At 67.7% G+C, this 22173-nt stretch carries 25 protein-coding genes; 16 read left to right on the top strand and 9 right to left on the bottom strand.

Annotated elements, in window-relative coordinates:
- Window positions 1-19: 19 nt before the first annotated feature.
- From infB to ACAM52_RS10640, 5 genes are read left to right on the top strand one after another with little or no spacing between them, the layout of a single operon-like run.
- On the top strand, window positions 20-3007 hold the full coding sequence (gene infB / locus ACAM52_RS10620; protein ID WP_369646966.1) for a translation initiation factor IF-2: 2988 nt from the start codon (window positions 20-22) through the stop codon (window positions 3005-3007).
- Between the two features lie 21 nt (window positions 3008-3028).
- Window positions 3029-3400, top strand: coding sequence for a 30S ribosome-binding factor RbfA (gene rbfA / locus ACAM52_RS10625; protein ID WP_070060772.1), 372 nt, complete (start codon window positions 3029-3031; stop codon window positions 3398-3400).
- A 2-nt stretch (window positions 3401-3402) separates the two neighbouring features.
- Window positions 3403-4359: a tRNA pseudouridine(55) synthase TruB gene (gene truB / locus ACAM52_RS10630; RefSeq protein WP_369646967.1), complete on the top strand. Its 957-nt coding sequence runs from the start codon at window positions 3403-3405 to the stop codon at window positions 4357-4359.
- Window positions 4356-6191, top strand: a complete 1836-nt coding sequence (gene typA / locus ACAM52_RS10635) for a translational GTPase TypA (RefSeq protein WP_062479817.1) — start codon at window positions 4356-4358, stop codon at window positions 6189-6191. Before truB ends, typA begins: the two co-directional genes overlap by 4 nt.
- 19 nt (window positions 6192-6210) lie before the next feature.
- Complete coding sequence (locus tag ACAM52_RS10640; RefSeq protein WP_369646968.1) at window positions 6211-7128, top strand: DMT family transporter; 918 nt, start codon at window positions 6211-6213, stop codon at window positions 7126-7128.
- A 13-nt stretch (window positions 7129-7141) separates the two neighbouring features.
- Here ACAM52_RS10640 and ACAM52_RS10645 read toward each other — a convergent pair whose 3' ends face one another.
- From ACAM52_RS10645 to smpB, 6 genes are all read right to left on the bottom strand, one after another.
- Entirely contained in the window at window positions 7142-7819 is a 678-nt protein-coding gene (locus ACAM52_RS10645) for a hypothetical protein (protein WP_369646969.1), read from the bottom strand.
- Window positions 7820-7919: 100 nt separating this feature from the next.
- Window positions 7920-8315 carry an ATP-binding protein gene (locus tag ACAM52_RS10650; protein ID WP_062479812.1) on the bottom strand — a complete coding sequence of 132 codons (396 nt, stop codon included), beginning with the start codon at window positions 8313-8315 and terminating at the stop codon, window positions 7920-7922.
- A 77-nt stretch (window positions 8316-8392) separates the two neighbouring features.
- Complete coding sequence (locus ACAM52_RS10655) at window positions 8393-9217, bottom strand: anti-sigma factor (RefSeq protein ID WP_369646970.1); 825 nt, start codon at window positions 9215-9217, stop codon at window positions 8393-8395.
- 15 nt (window positions 9218-9232) lie between these two features.
- Window positions 9233-9739, bottom strand: a complete 507-nt coding sequence (locus ACAM52_RS10660; protein WP_062477860.1) for a sigma-70 family RNA polymerase sigma factor — start codon at window positions 9737-9739, stop codon at window positions 9233-9235.
- A 24-nt stretch (window positions 9740-9763) separates the two neighbouring features.
- Window positions 9764-10144: a hypothetical protein gene (locus tag ACAM52_RS10665; protein ID WP_070060766.1), complete on the bottom strand. Its 381-nt coding sequence runs from the start codon at window positions 10142-10144 to the stop codon at window positions 9764-9766.
- Between the two features lie 94 nt (window positions 10145-10238).
- Window positions 10239-10715, bottom strand: a complete 477-nt coding sequence (gene smpB, locus ACAM52_RS10670) for an SsrA-binding protein SmpB (RefSeq protein WP_062477854.1) — start codon at window positions 10713-10715, stop codon at window positions 10239-10241.
- Between the two features lie 62 nt (window positions 10716-10777).
- Here smpB and ACAM52_RS10675 point away from each other — a divergent pair, with 62 nt between their 5' ends.
- Both ACAM52_RS10675 and ACAM52_RS10680 read left to right on the top strand, forming a co-directional pair.
- Window positions 10778-11224, top strand: coding sequence for a type II toxin-antitoxin system RatA family toxin (locus tag ACAM52_RS10675; protein ID WP_062477851.1), 447 nt, complete (start codon window positions 10778-10780; stop codon window positions 11222-11224).
- A complete protein-coding gene (locus tag ACAM52_RS10680; RefSeq protein ID WP_139701627.1) occupies window positions 11224-11571 on the top strand; it encodes an RnfH family protein in 348 nt (115 codons plus the stop codon). Before ACAM52_RS10675 ends, ACAM52_RS10680 begins: the two co-directional genes overlap by 1 nt.
- Window positions 11572-11585: 14 nt before the next feature.
- Here the strand turns inward: ACAM52_RS10680 and ACAM52_RS10685 are convergent, their stop codons facing one another.
- On the bottom strand, window positions 11586-12104 hold the full coding sequence (locus tag ACAM52_RS10685) for a DUF4124 domain-containing protein (RefSeq protein WP_369646971.1): 519 nt from the start codon (window positions 12102-12104) through the stop codon (window positions 11586-11588).
- A gap of 128 nt (window positions 12105-12232) precedes the next feature.
- On the opposite strand from ACAM52_RS10685, the gene guaB reads away from it, so the two are divergent.
- The 8 genes from guaB to argE all read left to right on the top strand — a co-directional run bounded on the left by guaB (window position 12233) and on the right by argE (window position 19858).
- The gene (guaB, locus tag ACAM52_RS10690; protein ID WP_062477841.1) at window positions 12233-13702 is read left to right on the top strand and encodes an IMP dehydrogenase; all 1470 of its coding nucleotides are present in this window, start codon (window positions 12233-12235) and stop codon (window positions 13700-13702) included.
- Window positions 13703-13779: 77 nt separating this feature from the next.
- Window positions 13780-14028, top strand: a complete 249-nt coding sequence (locus tag ACAM52_RS10695) for a type II toxin-antitoxin system Phd/YefM family antitoxin (RefSeq protein WP_070060762.1) — start codon at window positions 13780-13782, stop codon at window positions 14026-14028.
- On the top strand, window positions 14025-14459 hold the full coding sequence (locus tag ACAM52_RS10700) for a type II toxin-antitoxin system VapC family toxin (protein ID WP_070060761.1): 435 nt from the start codon (window positions 14025-14027) through the stop codon (window positions 14457-14459). The genes ACAM52_RS10695 and ACAM52_RS10700 overlap by 4 nt, the downstream gene beginning before the upstream one ends.
- Window positions 14460-14470: 11 nt before the next feature.
- Window positions 14471-16087, top strand: coding sequence for a glutamine-hydrolyzing GMP synthase (guaA, locus tag ACAM52_RS10705; protein ID WP_159271746.1), 1617 nt, complete (start codon window positions 14471-14473; stop codon window positions 16085-16087).
- Window positions 16088-16193: 106 nt separating this feature from the next.
- Entirely contained in the window at window positions 16194-17024 is an 831-nt protein-coding gene (locus tag ACAM52_RS10710; RefSeq protein WP_369646972.1) for an AraC family transcriptional regulator, read from the top strand.
- A gap of 77 nt (window positions 17025-17101) precedes the next feature.
- Window positions 17102-17821, top strand: a complete 720-nt coding sequence (locus ACAM52_RS10715; RefSeq protein WP_369646973.1) for an alanyl-tRNA editing protein — start codon at window positions 17102-17104, stop codon at window positions 17819-17821.
- A gap of 2 nt (window positions 17822-17823) precedes the next feature.
- Entirely contained in the window at window positions 17824-18747 is a 924-nt protein-coding gene (locus ACAM52_RS10720; protein ID WP_369646974.1) for a DMT family transporter, read from the top strand.
- Between the two features lie 4 nt (window positions 18748-18751).
- Entirely contained in the window at window positions 18752-19858 is a 1107-nt protein-coding gene (argE, locus tag ACAM52_RS10725) for an acetylornithine deacetylase (protein ID WP_369646975.1), read from the top strand.
- On the opposite strand, the gene ACAM52_RS10730 is transcribed toward argE, so the two are convergent.
- The gene (locus ACAM52_RS10730) at window positions 19855-20469 is read right to left on the bottom strand and encodes a porin family protein (protein WP_369646976.1); all 615 of its coding nucleotides are present in this window, start codon (window positions 20467-20469) and stop codon (window positions 19855-19857) included. The two genes, argE and ACAM52_RS10730, sit on opposite strands and share 4 nt — an antisense overlap.
- A 331-nt stretch (window positions 20470-20800) precedes the next feature.
- Between ACAM52_RS10730 and ACAM52_RS10735 the strand changes: the two genes are divergently transcribed.
- Window positions 20801-21250: a 2'-5' RNA ligase family protein gene (locus tag ACAM52_RS10735; RefSeq protein WP_369646977.1), complete on the top strand. Its 450-nt coding sequence runs from the start codon at window positions 20801-20803 to the stop codon at window positions 21248-21250.
- On the opposite strand, the gene ACAM52_RS10740 is transcribed toward ACAM52_RS10735, so the two are convergent.
- A complete protein-coding gene (locus tag ACAM52_RS10740) occupies window positions 21247-22167 on the bottom strand; it encodes a LysR family transcriptional regulator (protein WP_369646978.1) in 921 nt (306 codons plus the stop codon). The two genes, ACAM52_RS10735 and ACAM52_RS10740, sit on opposite strands and share 4 nt — an antisense overlap.
- Window positions 22168-22173: the final 6 nt, after the last annotated feature.

The following is a 22173-nucleotide window of genomic DNA, read 5'->3' on the forward strand; positions in this document are numbered from 1 at the left end:
ATGGAGGCACGAAAGCAATATGTCCAGTACCACTGTCGCCGAGTTCGCGAACGAGCTCAAGAAGACTCCCGAAACCTTGCTTGACCAGCTCAAGAGCGCAGGCGTGCCCAAAGCGGCCGCCACCGATGCACTCACGGAGGCCGACAAGCAGCGCTTGCTCGGCTTCCTGAAGGCCAGCCACGGCACGGCCGAGCCCGAGCGCAAGAAGATCACGCTGACCAAGAAGTCGACCAGCGAGATCAAGCAGGCCGACGCCACCGGTCGCGCCCGCACCATTCAGGTCGAAGTGCGCAAGAAGCGCACCTTCATCCAGCGCGATGAAGGCCACCCGGCCACGGCCGAAGGCGCGCAGCAGCAGGCGGCCGAAACGTCCGCCGCACCGGCAGCACCCCAGATCGACGAAGCCGAACTGGCCCGCCGCGAGGAAGACGCACGCCGCCAGGCCGAGCTGATCCGCCGCCAGGAAGAAGAGCTGGCCGAGAAGCGTCGCCAGCGCGAAGAAGCCGAAGCCCGCGAGCGCGAGCAGGCCGAAAAGGCCGAGCGCGCCGAACAGGCCGAACAGGAAGCTGCGCGCATCGCCGCCGAGAAGAAGGCCGCTGAAGCCGCCGCCGCCTCGGCCAAGGAAGCCGCGAAGCAGCCGGTGGCTGCCCCGGCCGCACCGGCCGCCGTGGCTGCCGCTGCTGCTGCTGCAGAAACCGCTGCCGTTGCCGAAAAGCAGGCTGCCGACACCAAGCTGGCCGCACAGAACGCCGCCACGCAGGCCAAGGAAGACGCCAAGGCCAAGGCCGCCGCCGAATCGAAGGCCCGTGCCGACGAAGAAGCCGCCCGCGCCAAGGACCTCGACGAGCGTCGCCGCAAGGCCCTGGCCGAAGCCGAAGCCATCCGCGCCATGATGAACGCACCGGCCCGCGTGCTGGTGCCGCACAAGGCGCCGGAGAAGCCGCAGCCTGAAAAGTCGACGGTCAAGGGCACGCTGCACAAGCCGGCCACGCCGCCGGGCCGCCCGGGCGCCCCTGCGGCCCCTGGCGCCGCAGCGCCGGCCGCCGCCGGTGCTGGCAAGGAAGTCAAGTCCGCCAAGCTCTCGTCGAGCTGGGCCGGCGATCCTGCCAAGAAGAAGGAAATCAAGACCCGCGGCGATGCCAGCGGGGGTGTCAGCCGCGGCAACTGGCGCGGAGGCCCGCGTGGCCGTCGCGGCAACGACCGTGGCGGTCATGACGAGCAGCACGCACCGGCCGCACCGGTCGAGGCGCGCGTGCTCGAAGTGCACGTGCCCGAGACCATCACGGTCGCCGAGCTCGCGCACAAGATGGCCGTGAAGGCGCAGGAAGTCATCAAGCAATTGATGAAGCTGGGCATGATGGCGACCATCAACCAGTCGCTCGACCAGGACACCGCGATGATCATCGTGGAGGAAATGGGCCACAACGCGGTGGTTGCCGCGCTGGACGACCCCGAAGCCTTCACCGACGAGGACGTGTCGGCGCAACAGGCCGAAGCCCTGCCGCGCGCACCGGTCGTGACCGTCATGGGTCACGTCGACCACGGCAAGACCTCGCTGCTGGACTACATCCGCCGCGCCAAGGTCGCCGCGGGCGAAGCCGGCGGCATCACGCAGCACATCGGTGCGTACCACGTCGAAACCGAACGCGGCATGGTGTCGTTCCTCGACACCCCGGGTCACGAGGCGTTCACCGCCATGCGTGCCCGTGGTGCGCAGGCCACCGACATCGTGATCCTGGTGGTGGCGGCCGACGACGGCGTCATGCCCCAGACCAAGGAAGCCATCAAGCACGCGAAGGCGGCGGGTGTGCCGATCGTGGTTGCGATCAACAAGGTGGACAAGCCCGACGCCAACCTGGACCGCGTGAAGCAGGAACTGGTGGCCGAAGAGGTCGTGCCCGAAGAGTACGGCGGCGACGTGCCGTTCGTGCCGGTGTCGGCCAAGACCGGCCAGGGCATCGACGACCTGCTCGAGCAGGTGCTGCTGCAGGCTGAAGTGCTGGAACTCAAGGCGCCGGTGGATGCCGCCGCCAAGGGCCTGGTCATCGAAGCCCAGCTCGACAAGGGCCGCGGCCCGGTCGCGACCGTGCTGGTTCAGTCCGGCACGCTCAAGACCGGCGACGTGGTGCTGGCCGGTTCCACTTATGGCCGCGTGCGCGCCATGCTGGACGAAGATGGCAAAGCCACCAAGTCGGCAGGTCCGTCGATCCCGGTCGAAATCCAGGGTCTGACCGAAGTGCCGCAAGCGGGCGACGAGTTCATGGTGATGGCCGACGAGCGCCGTGCGCGCGAAATCGCGACCTACCGCGCGGGCAAGTTCCGCAACACCAAGCTGGCGAAGGCGCAAGCCGCGAACCTGCAGAACATGTTCACCGATCTGTCGGCGGGCGAAGTGCAGACGCTGCGCATCATCATCAAGGCCGACGTGCAGGGCTCGCAGGAAGCCCTGGCTCAGTCGCTGCTCAAGCTGGCGACCGAAGAAGTCAAGGTGCAGATCGTGTACGCCGGCGTCGGCGGCATCAGCGAAAGCGACATCAACCTCGCCATCGCCTCGAAGGCGGTCGTGATCGGCTTCAACGTGCGGGCCGATGCCGGTGCGCGCAAGCTGGCCGAAGGCAATGGCGTTCAGCTGAACTACTACAGCATCATTTACGACGCCGTCGACGAGATCAAGGTCGCGATGTCGGGCATGCTGGCACCGGAGCGCCGCGAAGAGATCATCGGCTCGGCCGAGATCCGCACGGTGTTCGTGGCCTCGAAGATCGGCACCGTGGCCGGCTCGTACGTCACTTCGGGCTCGGTCAACCGCAGTGCGCATTTCCGCCTGCTGCGCGACAACGTGGTGATCTACACCGGCGAAGTCGACTCGATCAAGCGCATGAAGGACGATGTCCGCGAAGTCCGCGAAGGTTTTGAGTGCGGTATCAAGCTCAAGAACTACAACGACATCAAGGAAGGCGATCAGCTCGAATTCTTCGAGATCAAGGAAATCGCCCGGACGCTGTAAGCGTTCGACGCGAAAGAGGCCATGCCGAAAAGAAAAGCAGCCGCACCCAACCGCGCGTTCAAGGTCGCCGACCAGATCCAGCGCGATCTGACGGAGCTGATCGCGCGCGAGTTGAAGGACCCGCGCGTGGGCATGGTCACGATCCAGGCGGTCGAGGTCACGCCCGACTATGCGCATGCGAAGGTCTTCTTCAGCCTGCTCACGGGCGACGTGGCCGAGACCACCGAAGCGCTGAACCAGGCCGCAGGCTTCCTGCGCAACGGCCTGTTCAAGCGCCTGCACATCCACACCGTGCCGACGCTGCACTTCCTGTTCGACCGCACCACCGAGCGTGCGGCCGACATGAACGCGCTCATCGCACAGGCCGTTGCTTCGCGCTCGAAAGACGACTAGCGATGAACGCGCCACGCACACGGGTGCAGCGGCGCCCTGTGCATGGGGTGTTGCTGCTCGACAAGCCACTGGGGTTTTCCAGCAACCAGGCCTTGCAAAAGGCCAAGTGGTTGCTGCGCGCCGAAAAAGCGGGCCATACCGGCACGCTCGATCCGCTCGCCACAGGCGTGCTGCCGCTGTGTTTCGGCGCCGCCACCAAATTCAGCCAACTGCACCTGGACGCCGACAAGACCTACGAGGCGGTCGCGCGCCTGGGCGTCAAGACCGCCACGGGTGACGCCGAAGGCGAAGTGATCGCCGAACGCCCGGTGCAGATGTCGCCCGAAGACCTGGCCCGCGTCCAGGCCCAATTCACCGGCCCCATCCGCCAGGTGCCGCCGATGCACAGCGCGCTCAAGAAGGACGGCAAGGCGCTGTACGAGTACGCGCGCGAAGGCATCGAGATCGAGCGCGCGCCGCGCGACGTCGTCATTCACCAGCTCACGCTGACGCAGCTGGATGACACCAGCATTCGCATCGTGGCGAGCGTGAGCAAGGGCACCTACATTCGCACCCTGGGCGAGGACATCGGCGAGGCACTGGGTTGCGGCGCGCACCTGACCTCGCTGCGCCGCACGGCCACGGGCGGCTTCGGGCAGGCGCAGTGCGTCACCATCGAAGCGCTCGAAGCCATGACCGAAGACGAGCGCCTGGCACGCCTGTTGCCTCCCGAAGCGCTGGTCGACGGCCACAGCCGCGTCACGCTCGCGGCCGAAGATGCCGCACGTTTTCTCTCGGGCCTGCGCCGCCGCGGCGGCTGGGCCGATGCCGAGGCGGTGGCCGTGTTCGGCACCGACCCGCAGGCGTTCCTGGGCACCGCCCACGTGAGCGCCGGCGAACTGATCCCGGGGCGCTTGCTGAACCCCATCGAAATTCAGCAAATTCTTTTGAACGCACCACAGACCGAAGCGACACCATGAGTACCAAGCAAATCCGCAATATCGCCATCATTGCCCACGTGGACCATGGCAAGACCACCATGGTCGACCAGCTGCTGCGCCAGTCGGGCACCTTCGCCGAGCACGAGAAGGTCGTCGACACGGTGATGGACAACAACGCGATCGAAAAGGAACGTGGCATCACGATCCTGGCCAAGAACTGCGCCGTGACCTGGGAAGGCACGCACATCAACATCGTCGACACCCCGGGCCACGCGGACTTCGGCGGTGAAGTGGAACGCGCACTGTCGATGGTCGACGGCGTGGTGCTGCTGATCGACGCGCAGGAAGGCCCGATGCCCCAGACGCGCTTCGTGACCAAGAAGGCGTTGGCCCTGGGCCTGAAGCCGATCCTGGTCGTGAACAAGGTCGACAAGCCCGGTGCGAACCCCGACAAGGTGGTCAATGCCGCCTTCGACCTGTTCGACAAGCTCGGCGCGACCGACGAACAGCTCGACTTCCCCGTGGTGTACGCCTCGGGCATCAACGGCTGGTCGTCGCTCGAAGAAGGCGCTCCTGGCGAGCAGTGGGGCCCCGACATGTCGGCCCTGTTCAACACCATCCTGAAGCACGTGCCGTCGCAAAAGGGTGACCCGAACGCGCCGCTGCAGCTGCAGATCTCCGCGCTCGACTTCTCGACCTTCGTCGGCCGCATCGGCGTGGGCCGCATCAGCCAGGGCACGCTCAAGCCCATGTCCGACGTGCTGGTCATGGAAGGCCCGGACGGCAAGAGCATCAAGGGCCGCGTCAACCAGGTGCTGACCTTCCAGGGCCTGGACCGCGTGCAATCGACCGAAGCCGGCCCCGGCGAGATCGTGCTGATCAACGGCATCGCCGACATCGGCATCGGCGTCACCGTGACCGACAAGGACAACCCCGCGCCGCTGCCCATGCTCAAGGTCGACGAACCGACCCTGACCATGAACTTCTGTGTGAACACCAGCCCGCTGGCCGGCCGCGAAGGCAAGTTCGTGACCAGCCGCCAGATCTGGGACCGCCTGCAGAAGGAACTGCAGCACAACGTGGCGCTGCGCGTGAACGAGACCGACGAAGAAGGCATCTTCGAAGTCATGGGCCGCGGCGAACTGCACCTGACCATCCTGTTGGAAAACATGCGCCGCGAAGGCTATGAAATGGCCGTGTCCAAGCCGCGCGTGGTGTTCCGCACCGTGAACGGCGAGAAGCACGAGCCCATCGAAATGGTCACGGCCGACATCGAAGAAGGCCATCAGGGCGGCGTGATGCAGGCACTGGGCGAGCGCAAGGGCGAGCTCGTCAACATGGAACCGGACGGCCGTGGCCGCGTGCGCCTGGAGTACCGCATTCCGGCGCGTGGCCTGATCGGCTTCACGAACGAATTCCTGAACCTGACGCGCGGCTCGGGCCTCATCAGCAACATCTTCGACAGCTACGAGCCGCACAAGGGCGACATCGGCGGCCGCAAGAACGGCGTGCTGATCTCGATGGACGACGGTGAAATCTTCACCTACGCCCTGGGTAAGCTGGACGACCGCGGCCGCATGTTCGTGAAGGCGAACGATCCGGTGTACGAAGGCATGATCGTGGGCATCCACAGCCGCGACAACGACCTCGTCGTGAACGCCACGCGCACCAAGCAGCTGACCAACTTCCGCGTGAGCGGCAAGGAAGACGCGATCAAGATCACGCCCCCGATCGACCTCACGCTGGAATACGGTGTCGAGTTCATCGAGGACGACGAGCTGGTCGAAATCACGCCCAAGAGCGTGCGCCTGCGCAAGCGTTTCCTGAAGGAAAACGAGCGCAAGCGCGCCGGCCGCGAAACGGCCGCCTGATCGCCGGCGCCGTCGCTTCATGCGCCTCACGCATGGCGCAGCCGTCGGGCTGATGGTCGCCGTGACCCTCATGTGGGGCACGGCGGGCGTTGTCACGCGGCACCTGGCGCAGGCGCACAGTTTCGAGATCACCTTCTGGCGCAGCCTCTTCACGATGCTGGCGCTGCTGGTGATCTTGCCGCTTTGGCGGGGGCGGGCGGTGTTCTCGCTGCTGCGCCGCGGCGGGCGCTCGCTGTGGATCTCGGGCGTCTGCTGGGCCGTGATGTTCACGGCCTTCATGGTGGCGCTGACGCTCACCTCCACCGCGAGCGTGCTGGTCACGATGTCGCTCGGGCCGCTGTTCACCGCACTGGCCGCGCGCCTCTTCATCGGGCACAAGCTTCCCGCACGCACCTGGGCGGCCATCGTGGTCGCCGGGCTGGGCATCGGCTGGATGTACGGCACGCAGCTGCTGGGCGGTGGCGGCGGGTCGCTCGTCGGCACGCTGGTGGCGCTGTGCGTGCCGCTGGCCGGCGCGACCCAATGGACCGTGGTGCAGCATGCGCACGCCAAGGGGCAGGATGTCGACCTGGTGCCTGCGGTACTGATCGGCGCGACGTTCTCCGCGCTCGTCACCTTGCCGCTGGCCTGGCCGTTTCATGCTGGCCCTCATGACCTGGGGCTGCTGGCCTTCCTGGGCGTCTTTCAGCTGGCGATTCCCTGCGTGCTGTCGGTGCTGTGCGCGCAGGTGCTCAAGGCGCCCGAGGTGGCGTTGCTGGCGCTGCTCGAGGTGATCTTCGGCATCGCGCTGGCCTGGCTGGGCGCCGGCGAGACGCCCGCGGCCAGCGTGCTGACGGGCGGCGTGCTCGTGATCGGCGCGCTGGTGTTCAACGAGCTGCTCGCGCTGCGCGGGCGCCGCACCACGCTGGCGGACAGCGCGCTGCCGGGCGCGCACTGACCTTTCGCCGCCCTCAGCGGCCGAAGAGGTACCAGCCGATCACGATCACGACGGCCACCACGATCATTCCGAAGTTGCGCCAACTGGCTCGTTGGCTGCGCGCGAACTCCTTGAGCATGTCGGCGGTCTCCTGCTCGTCGGCGGCGACGATCGCCTGGGCTTCGTCGAGGATGCGTCGGTGGTCGGCGGCCGTCGCAAAGGCCGGCTCGGCGGCGACACGGACGCGTAGCGCTTCGAACGGTTCCGTGTCGAGCAGGCCGTCGGTCACCAGCCAGCCCAGCGTGGGCCCCAGGGCGGCGGACGCGCCGGTCAGGGGCGCGGCGCGCAGCGCCAGGTCGCGGGTTTCGGTGTCGATCAGCCCTTCGTTGAACAGTGCGATCACGGCCTCGTGCGTGATGCCGGTCTTGCCGAGGTCCAGCAGGTCGTCCGCGTCGTAGGCGATGTCTTCCGCTTCGGTGAACGCCGCGACGGCCGGCGAGGCGGCTTCGAGGCGTTCCACAGCCGCATCCAGTTCTTCCTCGGCGATCAGGTTCTTGAGGCGCATCCAGGCCAGCGCATGCGCGGGGCCGGGAATCGGTGGCAGGGCGGGGGCCTCGGGGTGCGCGAGCGCGGCATCGTGCTGCGCGTCGGTGATGAGGCCGTGGGACACAAGCGCGTGGAAGGCATCCGGGTGGGTGTCGGCAAAAGTCATCGGGCCATTCTGCCGTGCACCATGAAAAAAGCCCCGGCAGATGCCGAGGCTTGGGTCGCTGAAAGCGCCGGTTCAGACCGACGCCATCACATCAGCGGCATCAGGGACGGGCAACCTTCCAGGCACCGTTGGCCACGCCGTCACCGGTCTTGTCGCCGGCCTTGGTGTCCTTGGCCCAGTAGTACAGCGGCCAGCCCTTGTAGGCCCACTGCTTCTTGCCGTCTTCACGCACGATGATGGTGTAGCCGCCCATGGGCTTGGCGGCGTCGGCCACGGCGAGCGGCGGCCAGTTGGTGGCGCATTGGCCGTTGCAGGCGGAGGTTCCGGCATTGGCGGTGTCGCGGGCGAAGGTGTAGAGCGTCATGCCGTTCGGGCCGACCAGCACGCCGTCGGCGGTGCGGGTGGGCGTGTCGGGCGCTCCAGCGGTCTTGGTGGACATGCCGCCGCAGCCGGCGAGCAATGCCGCTGCGAGGATCGAGGCGCTGAGCAATTTCATGCAGTTTCTCCTTCAGTTGAAAAATCAATCGCGAAAACAAGCCAGGTGAATGCGCGAACCGGCAGTTTATGCCGTCGCTACGATAACTCGCGGTAGGCCAGGGTCGCGAGTCTCAGTAGCGCATCGCGCGGCAGGCGACCGGCCACGGCATAGCCGAAACCCCGGTCGACCCAGTAGAAGCTCGGCACGGCGCCGTCCGAAGCAAAACGGAAGGCGGTTTCGCGCGAGGCAGCGGCGTCCGCGGCCTGCGCGTCGAGCGTGCCGATGTACAGCGTGATGCGTTCACCCGCCGCGTCCTCGAACATGAACTGCGCGCGCGCGCCGGTTTCGCCGGGCAGCAGGCGTCCGCCGACCAGCGTGTAGCCGAGCGAGGACAGATCGGGCACCTTGAGCGGGTGGTCGAGGCGCTTGGACAGCCACTGCACCAGGTGCTGCTGTTCGGCGGCGGCCACTTCGACGGGGTGCCGTTTCTCGGGGGTGTAGACGACGTGGGCCACCGAGGCGTCGCGCACGAACTCGCGCACGGCCGGTGCGCGTGCCAAAGAGGCACCGGCCGCGCGCGGCGCGCCCGACCACTGGGCATTGCCGAGCCAGCCGGCGGCGAAGGCGATCAGCAGGCCGGCAGCCATGCCGCCCCAGCGCAGCCAGGGGGCCGAGCGACCGGCCTCGGCGCGGCGCCGTTCGAGCACGCCCATCAGCGGCGCGGGCACGGGCTCGTCGAGCAGACCGCCATGCAGGCGGCGCAAGGCGTCGCGCTGGGCATGCCAGGCCGCCACGCGGGCCGCCACGGCCGGATCGCGCGCCAGCGCATCCTCGACCGCCTCGCGGCGTTCGGGCGGCAGCTGGCCGTCGACCCAGGCGTGCAGCTCGTCGTCGGTGGGGGGCAGAGTGGGGCGGGTCATGGCGGGTGCTTCACGTCACTTGAGGCGGCGCAGGCCGGGGCGGCTGGACGCGGCGGCGCCGTCCATCAGTTCCTGCAGACGAAGGCGGGCGCGCGAGAGGCGCGACATCACGGTGCCGATCGGAATGCCGAGCACCTTCGCCACCTCGGTGTAGGACAGGTCTTCGAGCGTCACCAGCAGCAGCACGGCGCGTTGCTCTTCGGGCAGCAGCATCAGGCAGCGCTGCAGGTCGAGGCCCAGGCTCGGGTCGGCGCCGCCTTGCAGCTGCTCGGGTGCTACATCCTCCAGTGGCACGACTGCATGCGGTGGCGGCCGGCGTCGCACCTGGCTGGCGAAGAGGTTGTGCATGACCGTGAAGAGCCAGGCACGCAGGTCGGTGCCCACCACCCAGAGCCGCCACTTGCCGCAGGCGCGCTCGAGCGTGTCCTGCACCAGGTCGTCGGCCGCCCAGGCATTGCCCGTGAGTGCGCGCGCATAGCGGCGCAGGCTCGGGATGTGCTCGACCAGCAGGCGGGCGTCCATGGGTGGGCCGGGAGCCTGTCGGACTCAGGGCTTGGCGGTTTTCCAGGTGCCGTTGACGCCGTCGCCGGTCTTGTCGCCCGGCTTGGTGTCCTTCACCCAGTAGTACAGCGGCCAGCCCTTGGCGGCCCATTGCTTCTTGCCGTCGTCGCGCGTGACGATGGTGAAGTCGCCGCTGGGCTTGTCGCTGTCGGCTGCCATGAAGGGCGGCCAGTTGGTGGCGCAGCCGCCGTTGCAGGCCGACTTGCCGCTGCCGGCCGTGTCCTTGTCGAAGGTGTAGAGCGTCATGCCGTTCGCACCGACCAGCGCGCCATCGGCGGCCTTGGGCTGGGCGAACGCGGGGAGGGCGAGCAGGCTGCCGAGCAGTGCGGCGGCGATGCCGACGGAGGACATGCGGATAGGTGACATGGAAAGACTCCTGGGTTGATGGCATCGACGATCGATGACACCGCACAAACGCCCGCAGCGCGCGTTTTATTCCATGCCGCCCAAAAAAGAAAAATCAGCGGTTGCGGCTCTTCATCGCGCGCTCGACTTCGCGCTTGCCTTCGCGGTCCTTGATGGTGTCGCGCTTGTCGTGCTCGGCCTTGCCCTTGGCGAGCGCGATCTCGCACTTCACCTTGCCGGCCTTCCAGTGCAGGTTCAGCGGCACCAGCGTGTAGCCCTTTTGTTCGACCTTGCCGACGAGGCGCTTGATCTCTTCCTTGTGCAGCAGCAACTTCTTGGTGCGGACCGAATCAGGATTGACGTGCGTCGAGGCGCTCTTGAGCGGATTGATCTGGCAGCCGACCACGAACAGCTCGCCGTCGCGGATCACCACGTAGCCGTCGGTCAGCTGCACCTTGCCTTCGCGCAGCGACTTGACTTCCCAGCCCTCGAGGACCATGCCGGCCTCGAAGCGTTCTTCGAAGAAATAGTTGTAGGCGGCCTTCTTGTTGTCGGCGATGCGGGAGGAGGTGTCTTGTTTCTTGGTGGCCATGGCTCGAGAAGTTGGGGGCGCATGGCTTCAATACAATCCGTCGCGCACGCTGTGCCGATTCTATGAAAACAGTCCACAAGTCCGTCCTCATCTGGTACAGCGCCGAAGAAATGTACGCGCTCGTCACCGATGTGGCGAAGTACCCGCAGTTCCTGCCCTGGTGCGACAAGTCGCGCGTCATCGAGCAGGACGAGGGCGGCATGACCGCCGAAGTCGGCCTGGCCTTCGCCGGGCTGCACCAGAGTTTCACCACCCGCAACACGCACATCGCGGGCCGCGAGGTGCAGCTGAAGCTGGTCGACGGGCCGTTCTCCAACCTCGACGGCACCTGGAAATTCCATCCCGTGGGCGAGCAGGGCGAACGCGCCTGCCGCGTCGAACTGCAGATGAGCTACGGTTTCAGCAACTTCGCGCTGCAGGCCCTGGTGGGGCCGGTGTTCGACACCATCGCATCGAGCTTGGTCGAGGCCTTCGTCAAGCGCGCCGAACAGGTCTACGGCGAAGGCTGATGGCCGACAGCCGTATCGAGGTCACGCTGAGCTGTTCGCCGGCGGCGCGCGAGGTGTTCGAGCAGGTCCTGCAGCTCGCGCCCGGCACCGCGGTGGCCGAGGCGGTGAAGGCCAGCGATCTCATGCAGCGCTTTCCCGACCTGGACTGGCGGCATGCCATGACGCCGGGCATCTGGGGCCGGGCGGTGGCGTGGGAGCAGCCGTTGAAGGACGGCGACCGCATCGAGCTGTGCCGTCCGCTCACGGTCGATCCGAAGGTGGCGCGCCGTGAACGTTTCCAGCGCCAGGGGGCACGCGGCACGGGCCTGTTCGCGAACAAGCGCAAGGGCGGCAAGGACGGCTACTGAGCAGCCGCCGCCGGCTACTTGCAGTCGCTGTCGATGACTGTTTGAGCGCGCTTTTGCGCGTCGGCGCGTGCGGCGTCGTCCATGAATTCGCGCTCGCCCTTGGCATTGACCTTGGCGATGCGGATACCGCTGTCGATCGTGTTCTTGTTCTCGCGTGCACGAGCGCAGTTGTCGGCCTTGGCCTTGGCGATCTTGGCTGCTTCAGCCGCTTCCTTGGCCTTCTGTTCGGCCTCGGCCTTCTTGGTCTTTTCCTCGAGTTCCTTGTCCACGCCCGTGGGCTTGGGCGGCGGCGCGGCCTTGGGGGCTGCGGCCGTGTCGCTGCTTCCCTCGGGGGCCGGCGTGACCGGGGCGGGCGCCCGGGCCGACGGCGAGGGGCCGGCGCGGCGCAGGATGTTCTTCTCGGGGATGTCGGTGGGCGGCGGCTGGTCGCTGAAGACCTTCTTGCCGCTGTTGTCGACCCATTGCCATTGCGCGCTCGCCGAGAGCGGCAGCGCGCACGCGCAACCCAGTACCAGCCAATGCAGGAGATTCATGCGCGGAGTTTAGCTGGGCCTTACTTTTTGCAACATCCGGAATAGGCGGTTTTGCAACGGTCAAAAAGAACCCGCGCCGGCGAAGCGGGCGAGGGCCTCGTTACAATCCGTCTTTTGGAGCCTCACCCATGCGCCTTCTCGGCAAAGCGCTCACCTTCGACGACGTGTTGTTGGTGCCAGCATTCTCCCAAGTCCTGCCCAAGGACACGTCTCTCGCCACCAAGTTCTCCCGCAACATCACGCTGAACCTGCCGCTCGTCTCGGCGGCCATGGACACCGTGACCGAAGCCCGCCTCGCGATCGCCATCGCGCAGGAGGGTGGCATCGGCATCGTGCACAAGAACCTCACCGCGCAGCAGCAGGCCGCCGAAGTGGCCCGCGTCAAGCGCTACGAGTCGGGCGTGCTGCGCGACCCGGTGGTGATCACGCCGACGCACTCCGTGCGCCAGGTGATGGCACTGTCCGACCAGCTCGGCATCTCGGGCTTCCCGGTGATCGACGGCGGCAAGGTCGTCGGCATCGTCACGGGGCGCGACCTGCGCTTCGAGAACCGCTACGACGTGCCCGTCAGCGAAATCATGACGCAGCGCGACCGGCTCATCACCGTGCCCGACGGCACCACGCTGGCCGAAGCCAAGGCGCTGCTGAATAAGCACAAGCTCGAGCGCCTGCTCGTCATCAACGGCGACTGGGAGCTCAAGGGCCTCATCACCGTCAAGGACATCACCAAGCAGACCAGCTTCCCCAACGCCGCACGCGACGCCAACGGCCGCCTGCGCGTGGGCGCGGCGGTCGGCGTGGGTGACGGCACCGAAGAGCGCGTCGAGGCGCTGGTGAAGGCCGGCGTCGACGCCATCGTGGTCGACACCGCCCACGGCCACAGCGCCGGCGTGATCGAGCGCGTGCGCTGGGTCAAGAAGAACTATCCGCAGGTCGATGTCATCGGCGGCAACATCGCCACCGGCGACGCCGCGCGTGCGCTGGCCGACGCCGGCGCCGACGCCGTCAAGGTCGGCATCGGCCCCGGCTCCATCTGCACCACCCGCATCGTCGCCGGCGTGGGCGTGCCGCAGATCATGGCGGTCGACAGCGTCGCCACCGCGCTGCAGGGCACGGGCATTCCGCTGATCTCCGACGGCGGCGTGCGCTACTCGGGCGACATCGCCAAGGCCATTGCGGCCGGCGCCAGCACCGTGATGATGGGCAGCATGTTCGCCGGCACCGAAGAGGCGCCGGGCGAAATCGTGCTGTACCAGGGCCGCAGCTACAAGAGCTACCGCGGCATGGGCTCCATCGGCGCGATGCAGCAGGGCAGTGCCGACCGGTACTTCCAGGAGTCGACCACCGGCAACCCCAACACCGACAAGCTCGTCCCCGAAGGCATCGAAGGCCGCGTGCCCTACAAGGGCTCGATCGTCTCCATCGTCTACCAGATGGCCGGCGGTGTGCGTGCCAGCATGGGCTACTGCGGCTGCGCGACCATCGAGGACATGCAGAACAAGGCCGAGTTCGTCGAGATCACCACGGCCGGCATCCGTGAGAGCCACGTCCACGACGTGCAGATCACCAAGGAAGCGCCGAACTACCGCGCTGAATAAGCCCAATCTGGCCAGACCTTGAAAGTCAGGCCAGACTCGGCTTAAAATTTGGGCCAGATTCAAATTTTCTGGCCCAAATGCAATCCATCGGCATCGCTGAAGCCAAGAACAACTTCTCGGCCCTGATCGACCTGGTCGAAAAGGGCGAGGAGGTTCGCATCACCCGCCACGGCAAGGAAGTCGTGCGCATGCTGCCGGTGCGCCGCAAGCCCGTCATCACCGACGAGCAGATCGCCCGCGAGCTCGGGCAGATCGACGCCCTGCACGCCACCATCCAGCCCGGCCCCACCACCCGCGAGCTCCTGGACCAGGGACGCCAGCCATGACCGCCTTCGTCATGGACGCCTCGGTCACCGCCGCGTGGCTGCTGCCCGACCAGGCCAGCGAACACACCCGCAGGCTCTACGCCGCCATCCGCCGCGACGAGGTCGAGCCACAGGCGCCCAATGCCTGGCAATGGGAGTGCGCCAACATCCTCGCCAACGGCGTGCGCAGCGGCCGCATCCCGGCATCGGCCGTCGAGGGCCTGTGGAGCGTGCTCGACGCCATCCGCCATCGCGTGGAGCTGCACGACCTCGCGCCGGCCCAGCACAAGGCCGTGCTCGCCGTGGCCATCGACGCGGGCGTCTCGCTCTACGATGCGGGCTACCTCTGGCTCGCCAAATCGCTCAACCTTCCGCTCGCCACCTTCGACGAGCACCTCATCCAGGCGGCGCCGCACGCGGGCGTCAAGCTGTTCGACATTTCAACGCTCTGAGTCCTTTCGCCATGCAACACGACAAGATCCTCATCCTCGACTTCGGCTCGCAAGTCACCCAGCTCATCGCACGCCGCGTGCGCGAAGCGCACGTGCTCAGCGAAGTGCATCCCTGCGACGTCACCGACGAATGGGTGCGCGAATACGCGGCCGACGGCCACCTCAAGGGCGTGATCCTCTCGGGCAGCCACGCCAGCGTGTACGAAGAGACCACCGACAAGTGCCCGCAAGCCGTGTTCGACCTCGGCATTCCCGTGCTCGGCATCTGCTACGGCATGCAGACCATGGCCCACCAGCTCGGCGGCAAGGTCGAAGGCGGCCACAAGCGCGAGTTCGGCTTCGCGGCCGTGCGCGCCCATGGCCACACCGCGCTGCTGAAGGACATCGCCGACTTCACCACGCCCGAGGGCTTCGGCATGCTGAACGTGTGGATGAGCCACGGCGACAAGGTCACCGAGCTGCCGCCCGGCTTCAAGCTCATGGCCAGCACCGACAGCTGCCCCATCGCCGGCATGGCCGACGAGGCGCGCCGCTACTACGCGCTGCAGTTCCATCCTGAAGTCACGCACACCGTGCAGGGCAAGGCCATCATCGACCGCTTCGTGCTCGGCATCTGCGAAGCCAAGCCCGACTGGGTCATGCGCGACCACATCGCCGAAGCCGTGCAGAAGATCCGCGAGCAGGTGGGCGACGAAGAAGTCATCCTCGGCTTGTCGGGCGGTGTCGATTCGAGCGTGGCTGCCGCGCTCATCCACCGCGCCATCGGCGACCAGCTGACCTGCGTGTTCGTCGACCACGGCCTGCTGCGCCTGAACGAAGGCGACATGGTCATGGAGATGTTCGAAGGCAAGCTGCACGCGAAGGTCATCCGCGTCGATGCCAGCGACCTGTTCCTGGGCAAGCTCGCCGGCGTGAGCGACCCCGAAGCCAAGCGCAAGATCATCGGCGGCGAGTTCGTCACCGTGTTCAAGCAGGAAGCCGCCAAACTCAAGGCGGGCGACGGCGGCCACAAGGGCGCGACCTTCCTGGCCCAAGGCACCATCTACCCCGACGTCATCGAATCGGGCGGCGCCAAGAGCAAGAAGGCCGTCACCATCAAGAGCCACCACAACGTGGGCGGCCTGCCCGAACAGCTGGGCCTGAAGCTGCTCGAACCGCTGCGCGACCTGTTCAAGGACGAAGTGCGCGAACTCGGCGTGGCCCTCGGCTTGCCGCCCGAGATGGTGTACCGCCATCCGTTCCCCGGCCCGGGCCTGGGCGTGCGCATCCTGGGCGAAGTGAAGAAAGAATACGCCGACTTGCTGCGTCGCGCCGACGCGATCTTCATCGAAGAGCTGCGCAACTTCACCGACGAATCGGGCAAGACCTGGTACGACCTCACGAGCCAGGCCTTCACCGTGTTCCTGCCCGTGAAGAGCGTGGGCGTGATGGGCGACGGCCGCACCTACGACTACGTCGTCGCGCTGCGCGCCGTGCAGACCAGCGACTTCATGACCGCCGACTGGGCCGAGCTGCCGTACGCGCTGCTCAAGAAGGTGTCGGGCCGGATCATCAACGAGGTGCGGGGCATCAACCGCGTGACCTACGACGTGTCGAGCAAGCCGCCGGCGACGATCGAGTGGGAGTGAGCCCCATCGCGCGGGCCAAGGCCCGCGCTGGCATGCCGCTTGCGATCTAATCGCCCCTGATGCGGCGGCCACCGGCGGCGCCGCCTTTCGCGCGAAAGGACGCCCATTGGCCCGCTCCGATCCTCGCAACACCTCGCGGTATTGGCACGCACCCGGCGTGCCGGGCATGGACTTGCTCCATGCCGACTTCACGACGCACGACTACGCTCCGCACGTGCACGATTCCCTCGTGGTCGCGGTCACGGAAGTGGGCGGCTCGGAGTTCAGGAGCCGGGGCCGCACGGATGTGGCCCACACGCAGGCGCTGCTCGTCTTCAACCCCGGCGAGCCGCACTCGGGCCGCATGGCCGGCAGTCCGCGCTGGCGCTACCGGTCGTTCTACCTGGCCGGGCAGGGGCTCCAGGCCGTGCTCGCGTCGCTGGGCATCGACCAGTCCCGGCACTTCACATCGAACGTCTTTCGCGACCCGGACCTCATCGCACGCTTCCTGGCGCTGCACCGCGCCCTCGACGGCGAATCCGACCCGCTGCTGCACCAGGAGCTGCTCGTGCGCAGCTTCGGTGCGCTCTTTGCCGCACATGGGCAGACCGGGCCTCGCGTGCCGGTCGCGCCCTCGGAGGCGCGCGTGCTCGCGCCCGTGCTCGAACTGATGAGCGATGGCCATGCCGAGCGGCTGACGCTCGAGCAGATGGCGCGGGCCGCCGACCTGACGACCTTCCAGCTGATCGGCGCCTTCCACCGCACGCTCGGGCTGACCCCACACGCCTACCTGACGCAGCTGCGCCTGCGGGCCGCGCTGCGGCAGCTCGATGCGGGCCAGCCCGTGGCCGATGCCGCGCTCGCGTCGGGCTTCTACGACCAGAGCGCGTTGAACAAGCACTTCAAGCGCACCTTCGGCATGACGCCGTTGCAGTACGTGCGCGCCCGGGCGAACTGACCGCGCCGCGGGCGCAATTTCAACCAATAGCGTTTCGGGTCGTCCTGCCATGCTGAAGCCCCTCAGCAAGGCCACCCATGACACGACTCTTCTGCCAGGAACATGCCGACATCCTGCGGCTGGACGCCCAGGTCCTTCAATCGCGGCCCGGTGCCGCGCGGCTGTCGCAGCATCCTTTCTATCCCGGCGGCGGCGGGCAGCTGCCGGACCGTGGCGTCATCCGCTGGCAGGGCGGCGAGGTGCCCGTCACCGGTTTTTCCGAGGAGGGCGGCCTCGTCTGGGTGCAGCTGCCCGGTCGCATCGAGATCACCGGCAGCGTCCAGGCCGAGGTCGATCCGGTCTTCCGGCAATGCATGCGCGAACTGCACACCGACCTGCATGTGCTCAACGCGCTGGTCTTCCGTGACTTCGACGGCGCGCTGGTCACGGGCGTGCAGATGAACGACGACGGCACCGCGCGCATCGACTTCGATCTGCCCGGCGCCGACAACGACCGCCTGCGGGCCCTCGAGCCCGAACTGAACGACGTGATCGCGCAGGACCTCGCGGTGCAGACGCACTACGTGTCGGTCACCGCCGCCCATGGCGAGCAGGGGCTGCTGCGCTCCCGCTCGGTGGCGCCGCCGCCTTCGGCCGAGGGGCTGGTCCGCATCGTCGAGATCGCCGGGCTCGACCGACAGGCCTGCGGCGGCACGCATCTCGCGTCCACCGGCGCCTCACGCCCGGTGCGGATTCTCAAGATCGAGAACAAGGGCCGCTCCAACCGCCGCCTGCGCATCGGGCTGCAGGGGCTGTAGGCATGCGCAGGTCGCTGTCGGCGCTCTGGGCGCATCCGGTGTGGCTGCTGTGGGTGCCGCCGGCCTTCTGGGCTGGCAACCTCGTATTGGGGCGCGCGCTCGGGCCGGTCTTTCCGCCTGTGTCCCTTGCGGTCGGGCGCTGGGTCGTGGCGCTGGCGGTGCTGGCACCGTTCGTCGGCGCGCAGGCGTGGCGCGAGCGCGGGCTGCTTGCACGGCACTGGCGGCTGATCGCGGCCTGCGGCGCCTTCGGCATCGCCGGCTACAACGCGCTCGGCTACCTGGCCTTGCAGACGGTGCCAGCCACCAGCGTTGCGTTTCTCAATTCGACGCTGCCGCTGATGGTGCCGCTCGCCGCCGTGGTGCTCGGTGTCGAGCGCATCACCTGGAAGGCCTTGCTCGGCATCGGCATCTCGTTCCTCGGCGTGATCTGGATCGTGGCGCGCGGCGAACTGGCGCACCTGCTGGCGTTGCGGCTGGGCGGCGGCGAGCTGCTGGTGCTGCTGGCCGTGGCCAACTACGCCGTGTACTCGGTGCTGCTGCGGCGCAAGCCGGCCGCCCTCAGTCCGTTGGTGTTCCTGGCCGCGACCATGGCCGCCGGGCTGGTGGTGCTGATGCCGTTCTGGGCGCTTGAGCTGGCACGCGGCGCGCGCATTCCGACCGATGTGGCCTCGGTGGGCGCGGTGCTCTACATCGGCCTCTTTGCGTCGCTGTTCGCCTTCATCTTGTGGAGCCGCTGTGTCGCGATGCTGGGCGCGACGGTGACGGGCGTGTCGTTCCATCTCGTCGCGCTGTTCACGGCGCTGCTGGCGTTCCTCGTGCTGCGCGAGCCCGTGCGCGGCTTCCACATCGCGGGCATCGCGTTGATCCTGCTCGGCTTCTTCGTCACGACCTTCCAGCCAGCAAGGCACGCGAAGGTCGCGGCCTGAGCCGATGAACACGATCGAAGTCCTGCGCACCCTGGTCGGATTCGACACGACCTCACACCGCTCCAACCTCGGCCTCATCCACTGGGTGGCCGATTACCTGGCGTCGCACGGCGTCGAGGCGCGGCTGATCCCCAGCGACGACGGCCAGAAGGCGAACCTGCTGGCGACCATAGGCCCCGACGCGGCAGGCGGCATCGTGCTGTCCGGCCACACCGACGTGGTGCCCGTCGACAGGCAGGCCTGGGATTCGGACCCCTTCACGCTCGTCGAACGCGAGGGCCGCTGGCACGGGCGGGGCGCCGCCGACATGAAGGGCTTCATCGCTGCCTGCCTGGCGGCGGTGCCTGCGTGGCGCGGGCTCGAACTGCGGCGTCCGGTCCACCTTGCGCTGTCGTATGACGAAGAGGTCGGCTGTTTCGGCGTGCCGCGCCTGGTCGCCGCGCTGTGTGCCCACGTGCAGGCCCCGGCGCTGGCCGTCATCGGCGAGCCGACGCAGATGCGCGTGGGGCTGGCCCACCGCGGCTTCTTCGGCCACCGCATCACCTTCAGCGGACGGCCGGTCCATTCCGGCGATCCGACCCTGGGCGTGAGCGCGATCGAGCCGGCCGCGCAACTGATCGCGCAACTCGCGCGCTTCGGGCATGCGCTGCGCGCGCAGGGCAACCGCACCACCTTCAACGTCGGCTGCATCCATGGCGGAACGGCGATCAACATCGTCCCCGGCTGCTGCGAAGTGACGTGGGAGTTCCGGCCGACGGATGCGGCCAGCACGGCGATGGTGAAGGGGGAATTGGCGCGGCTGCTTGCGGGCGTTTCGTCCGGGGTGGCGGTCGAGATGACGCAGTTGGCCGGTGTGCCGGCGCTCTGCGCGCAGGAAGGTGAGGGCGCTGCCGCGCAGACCGCCAGGCGCTGGGGCGCACTGTGGCCGCCGGGCGAGATCCCGTTCGGCACCGAGGCCGGATTTTTCCAGCAGGCCGGCATTCCGTCGCTGGTGTGCGGGCCCGGCGCGATCGCGCAGGCCCACCAGCCCAACGAGTGGATTGCCGCCAGCGAACTGCGCGCCGCCGACCGGTTCCTGGCCGGCGTCGGCGCTTGGGCGGCGACCGCTTAGAAGTTCGCCTTCAAGCCCACCGTGAACATCCCGCCCTTGGCCTGCTTCGACAGCTTGCCGAAGTAGTCGTAGTCGGCCGTGATCGCGAGGTTCTGCGTCATGCGGTACTCGGCGCCGACACCGACCATCAGGCCCGTGCCGCTGCCCGAAATGCGCTGGTTGGCCGGGGCCCACTTGTTGTCGCCGGAGATGCGTCCGCGTGCCACGCCGAGGCGGCCGTTGAGGGCGAAGGCGTCGCCCAGCGGCATGCGGGCCGTGGCGGCGGCGTAGAAGACCTGGCCGGTGCCGGTCTGCAGCCTGGAGCCGCCGTAGGCCGAGCTCCACTGGCTCACGCTGCCCAGGCGGGCGTAGCCGGCTTCCACGCCGAAGTGCTCGGTCAGGCGGTAGCCGCCATACAGCTTGTAGGACGTGCCGCTCTTGTCGGCCTTCTTGCTGCCCCAGGGCACGGGCACTGGGGCGTTTTTCGAGGACGACAGGCTGTAGCTGGAGCGGCCGATGGCGCCGCCGACATACAGCCCGGTGTCCTTGTCGAGACCGGCGGCGAAGGCGCCGACGGAGGCGGTGCCGAGCCAGAGAGCTGCGAGTGCGAGGCGGGCTTGCGTTTTCGTCAAGATGAAATCCTGTTGGTTGATCGATTGAATGAATGCGTGGATGGGCGGCGTGTCGTTGTTCGCCTTGCCGCCACCGTCCGACGATTCTCAAAAACCAAGCTGAAGACGAGCTTCGCGTTTGCTGAAGGCCTCATGAAGGGCCCTTGCCATGGGCGATGATCGACACATGTCAGCCCAGCTTCTTCTTCCCGGAATCGATCCCCCGCCGCGGCCCCTGCCGCGGCCTCGCGGCACCCAGGCCCCTCGCAAGGCGCCGCTGCCGCACTCGCTTTTCTTCGCACTGCTTCCCACCCCGCAAGACGCCGAAACCATCGCCGCGCTCGGCGCGCGCATGAACTCCCAACATGCCCTGAAGGGCACGGTGGTGGAGGCGCAGCGCCTGCACGTCACGCTGTTCGACCTCGGCAACCACGACCAGGTGCCCGCAGACAAGGTGGCCCAGGCATCGACGGCGGCCGCCGCGGTGCCCGTGCCGGCGCTCGACGTCGTTTTCGAAAAATCCATGAGCTACGCCAAGGGCGCGCTGGTGCTGTGCGCCGACGACGAGGCCAACGTCGCGGCGTTGCGCGTGTTCAGGCAGCGCCTGGGCGAGGCGCTGGCCGATGTCGGCCTGAAGCCCTCGCGCGCGTTCACGCCGCACATGACCGTCGCCTATGCGCGGCGCAAGCTCGAAAAGCACGCGCTCGAAGCGCCCGCGCGGTGGGCCGCCCATTCGCTGGTGCTCATCGACAGCCACGTGGGCGAGGGCGTGCACGAGGTGCTGGGCCGCTGGCCCGCCTAAGCGCCGTCCTGATCCGCAAAGGTATCGAACAGCAGCCCGCGCAGCCACTGGTTGCCCGGGTCGCGGTGCACCTTCGCGTGCCAGAACAGGTTGATCGCGATCTGCGGCAGCGCCACGGGGTGCGGTCGCCACACCAGGCCGAAGGGCTCGGCGATGCTGCGCGCCAGCCGCTCAGGCACGGTCGCGATCATTTCGCTCGACTGCAGGATGTGGCCGATGGCCACGAAGTGCGGCACCTTGAGCCGGATGCGGCGCTGGATGCCCTGCGCCGCCATCACGTCGTCGGCCTTGCCGTGGCCCGTGCCGGCGGCCTGCACCTGCACGTGGTCGGCCGCGCTGAAGTCCTTCAGTGACACGCCGCGCTTGCGCGCCAGCGGGTGCGTGCCCGCGAACAGGCACACATAGCGCTGCAGGAACAGCCGGCGCTGGAACACGCCCGACTTGAGCTGCGGCAGCAGGCCGATGGCGATGTCGACATGGCCGGCCTCCAGGTCGTCGCGCAGGTGGGTCGCGGTGTTGTTGCGCAGCGTGCTGATGGTCACGCCCGGCGCGGCGGCCGAGAGCGTTTCCATGAGGCGCGGCGTGAAGTAGATCTCGCCGATGTCGGTCATGGCGAGCGTGAAGCTGCGCGTGCTCGTGGCGGGGTCGAACACCACCTGCTGGTTGAGCGCCGTGTGCAGCGCGCCCATGGCATAGGCCACCGGTTCGGCCAGCTGCAGCGCGAAGGGCGTGGGCTCCATGCCGCGCGCGGTGCGCAAGAAAAGCTCGTCGCCCAGCAGCTTGCGCAGGCGCGCCAGCGCGTTGCTGATGGCGGGCTGCGACAGGCCCAGCGACTCGGCCACGGCCGAAACGCGCTTCTCGGCCAGCATGCGGTCGAACACCAGCAGCAGGTTGAGGTCGATGTCCTTGAGTTGCATGGCGCA

This window comes from Variovorax sp. V118, assembly GCF_041154445.1.
Taxonomy (GTDB): Bacteria; Pseudomonadota; Gammaproteobacteria; order Burkholderiales; family Burkholderiaceae_C; genus Variovorax; species Variovorax boronicumulans.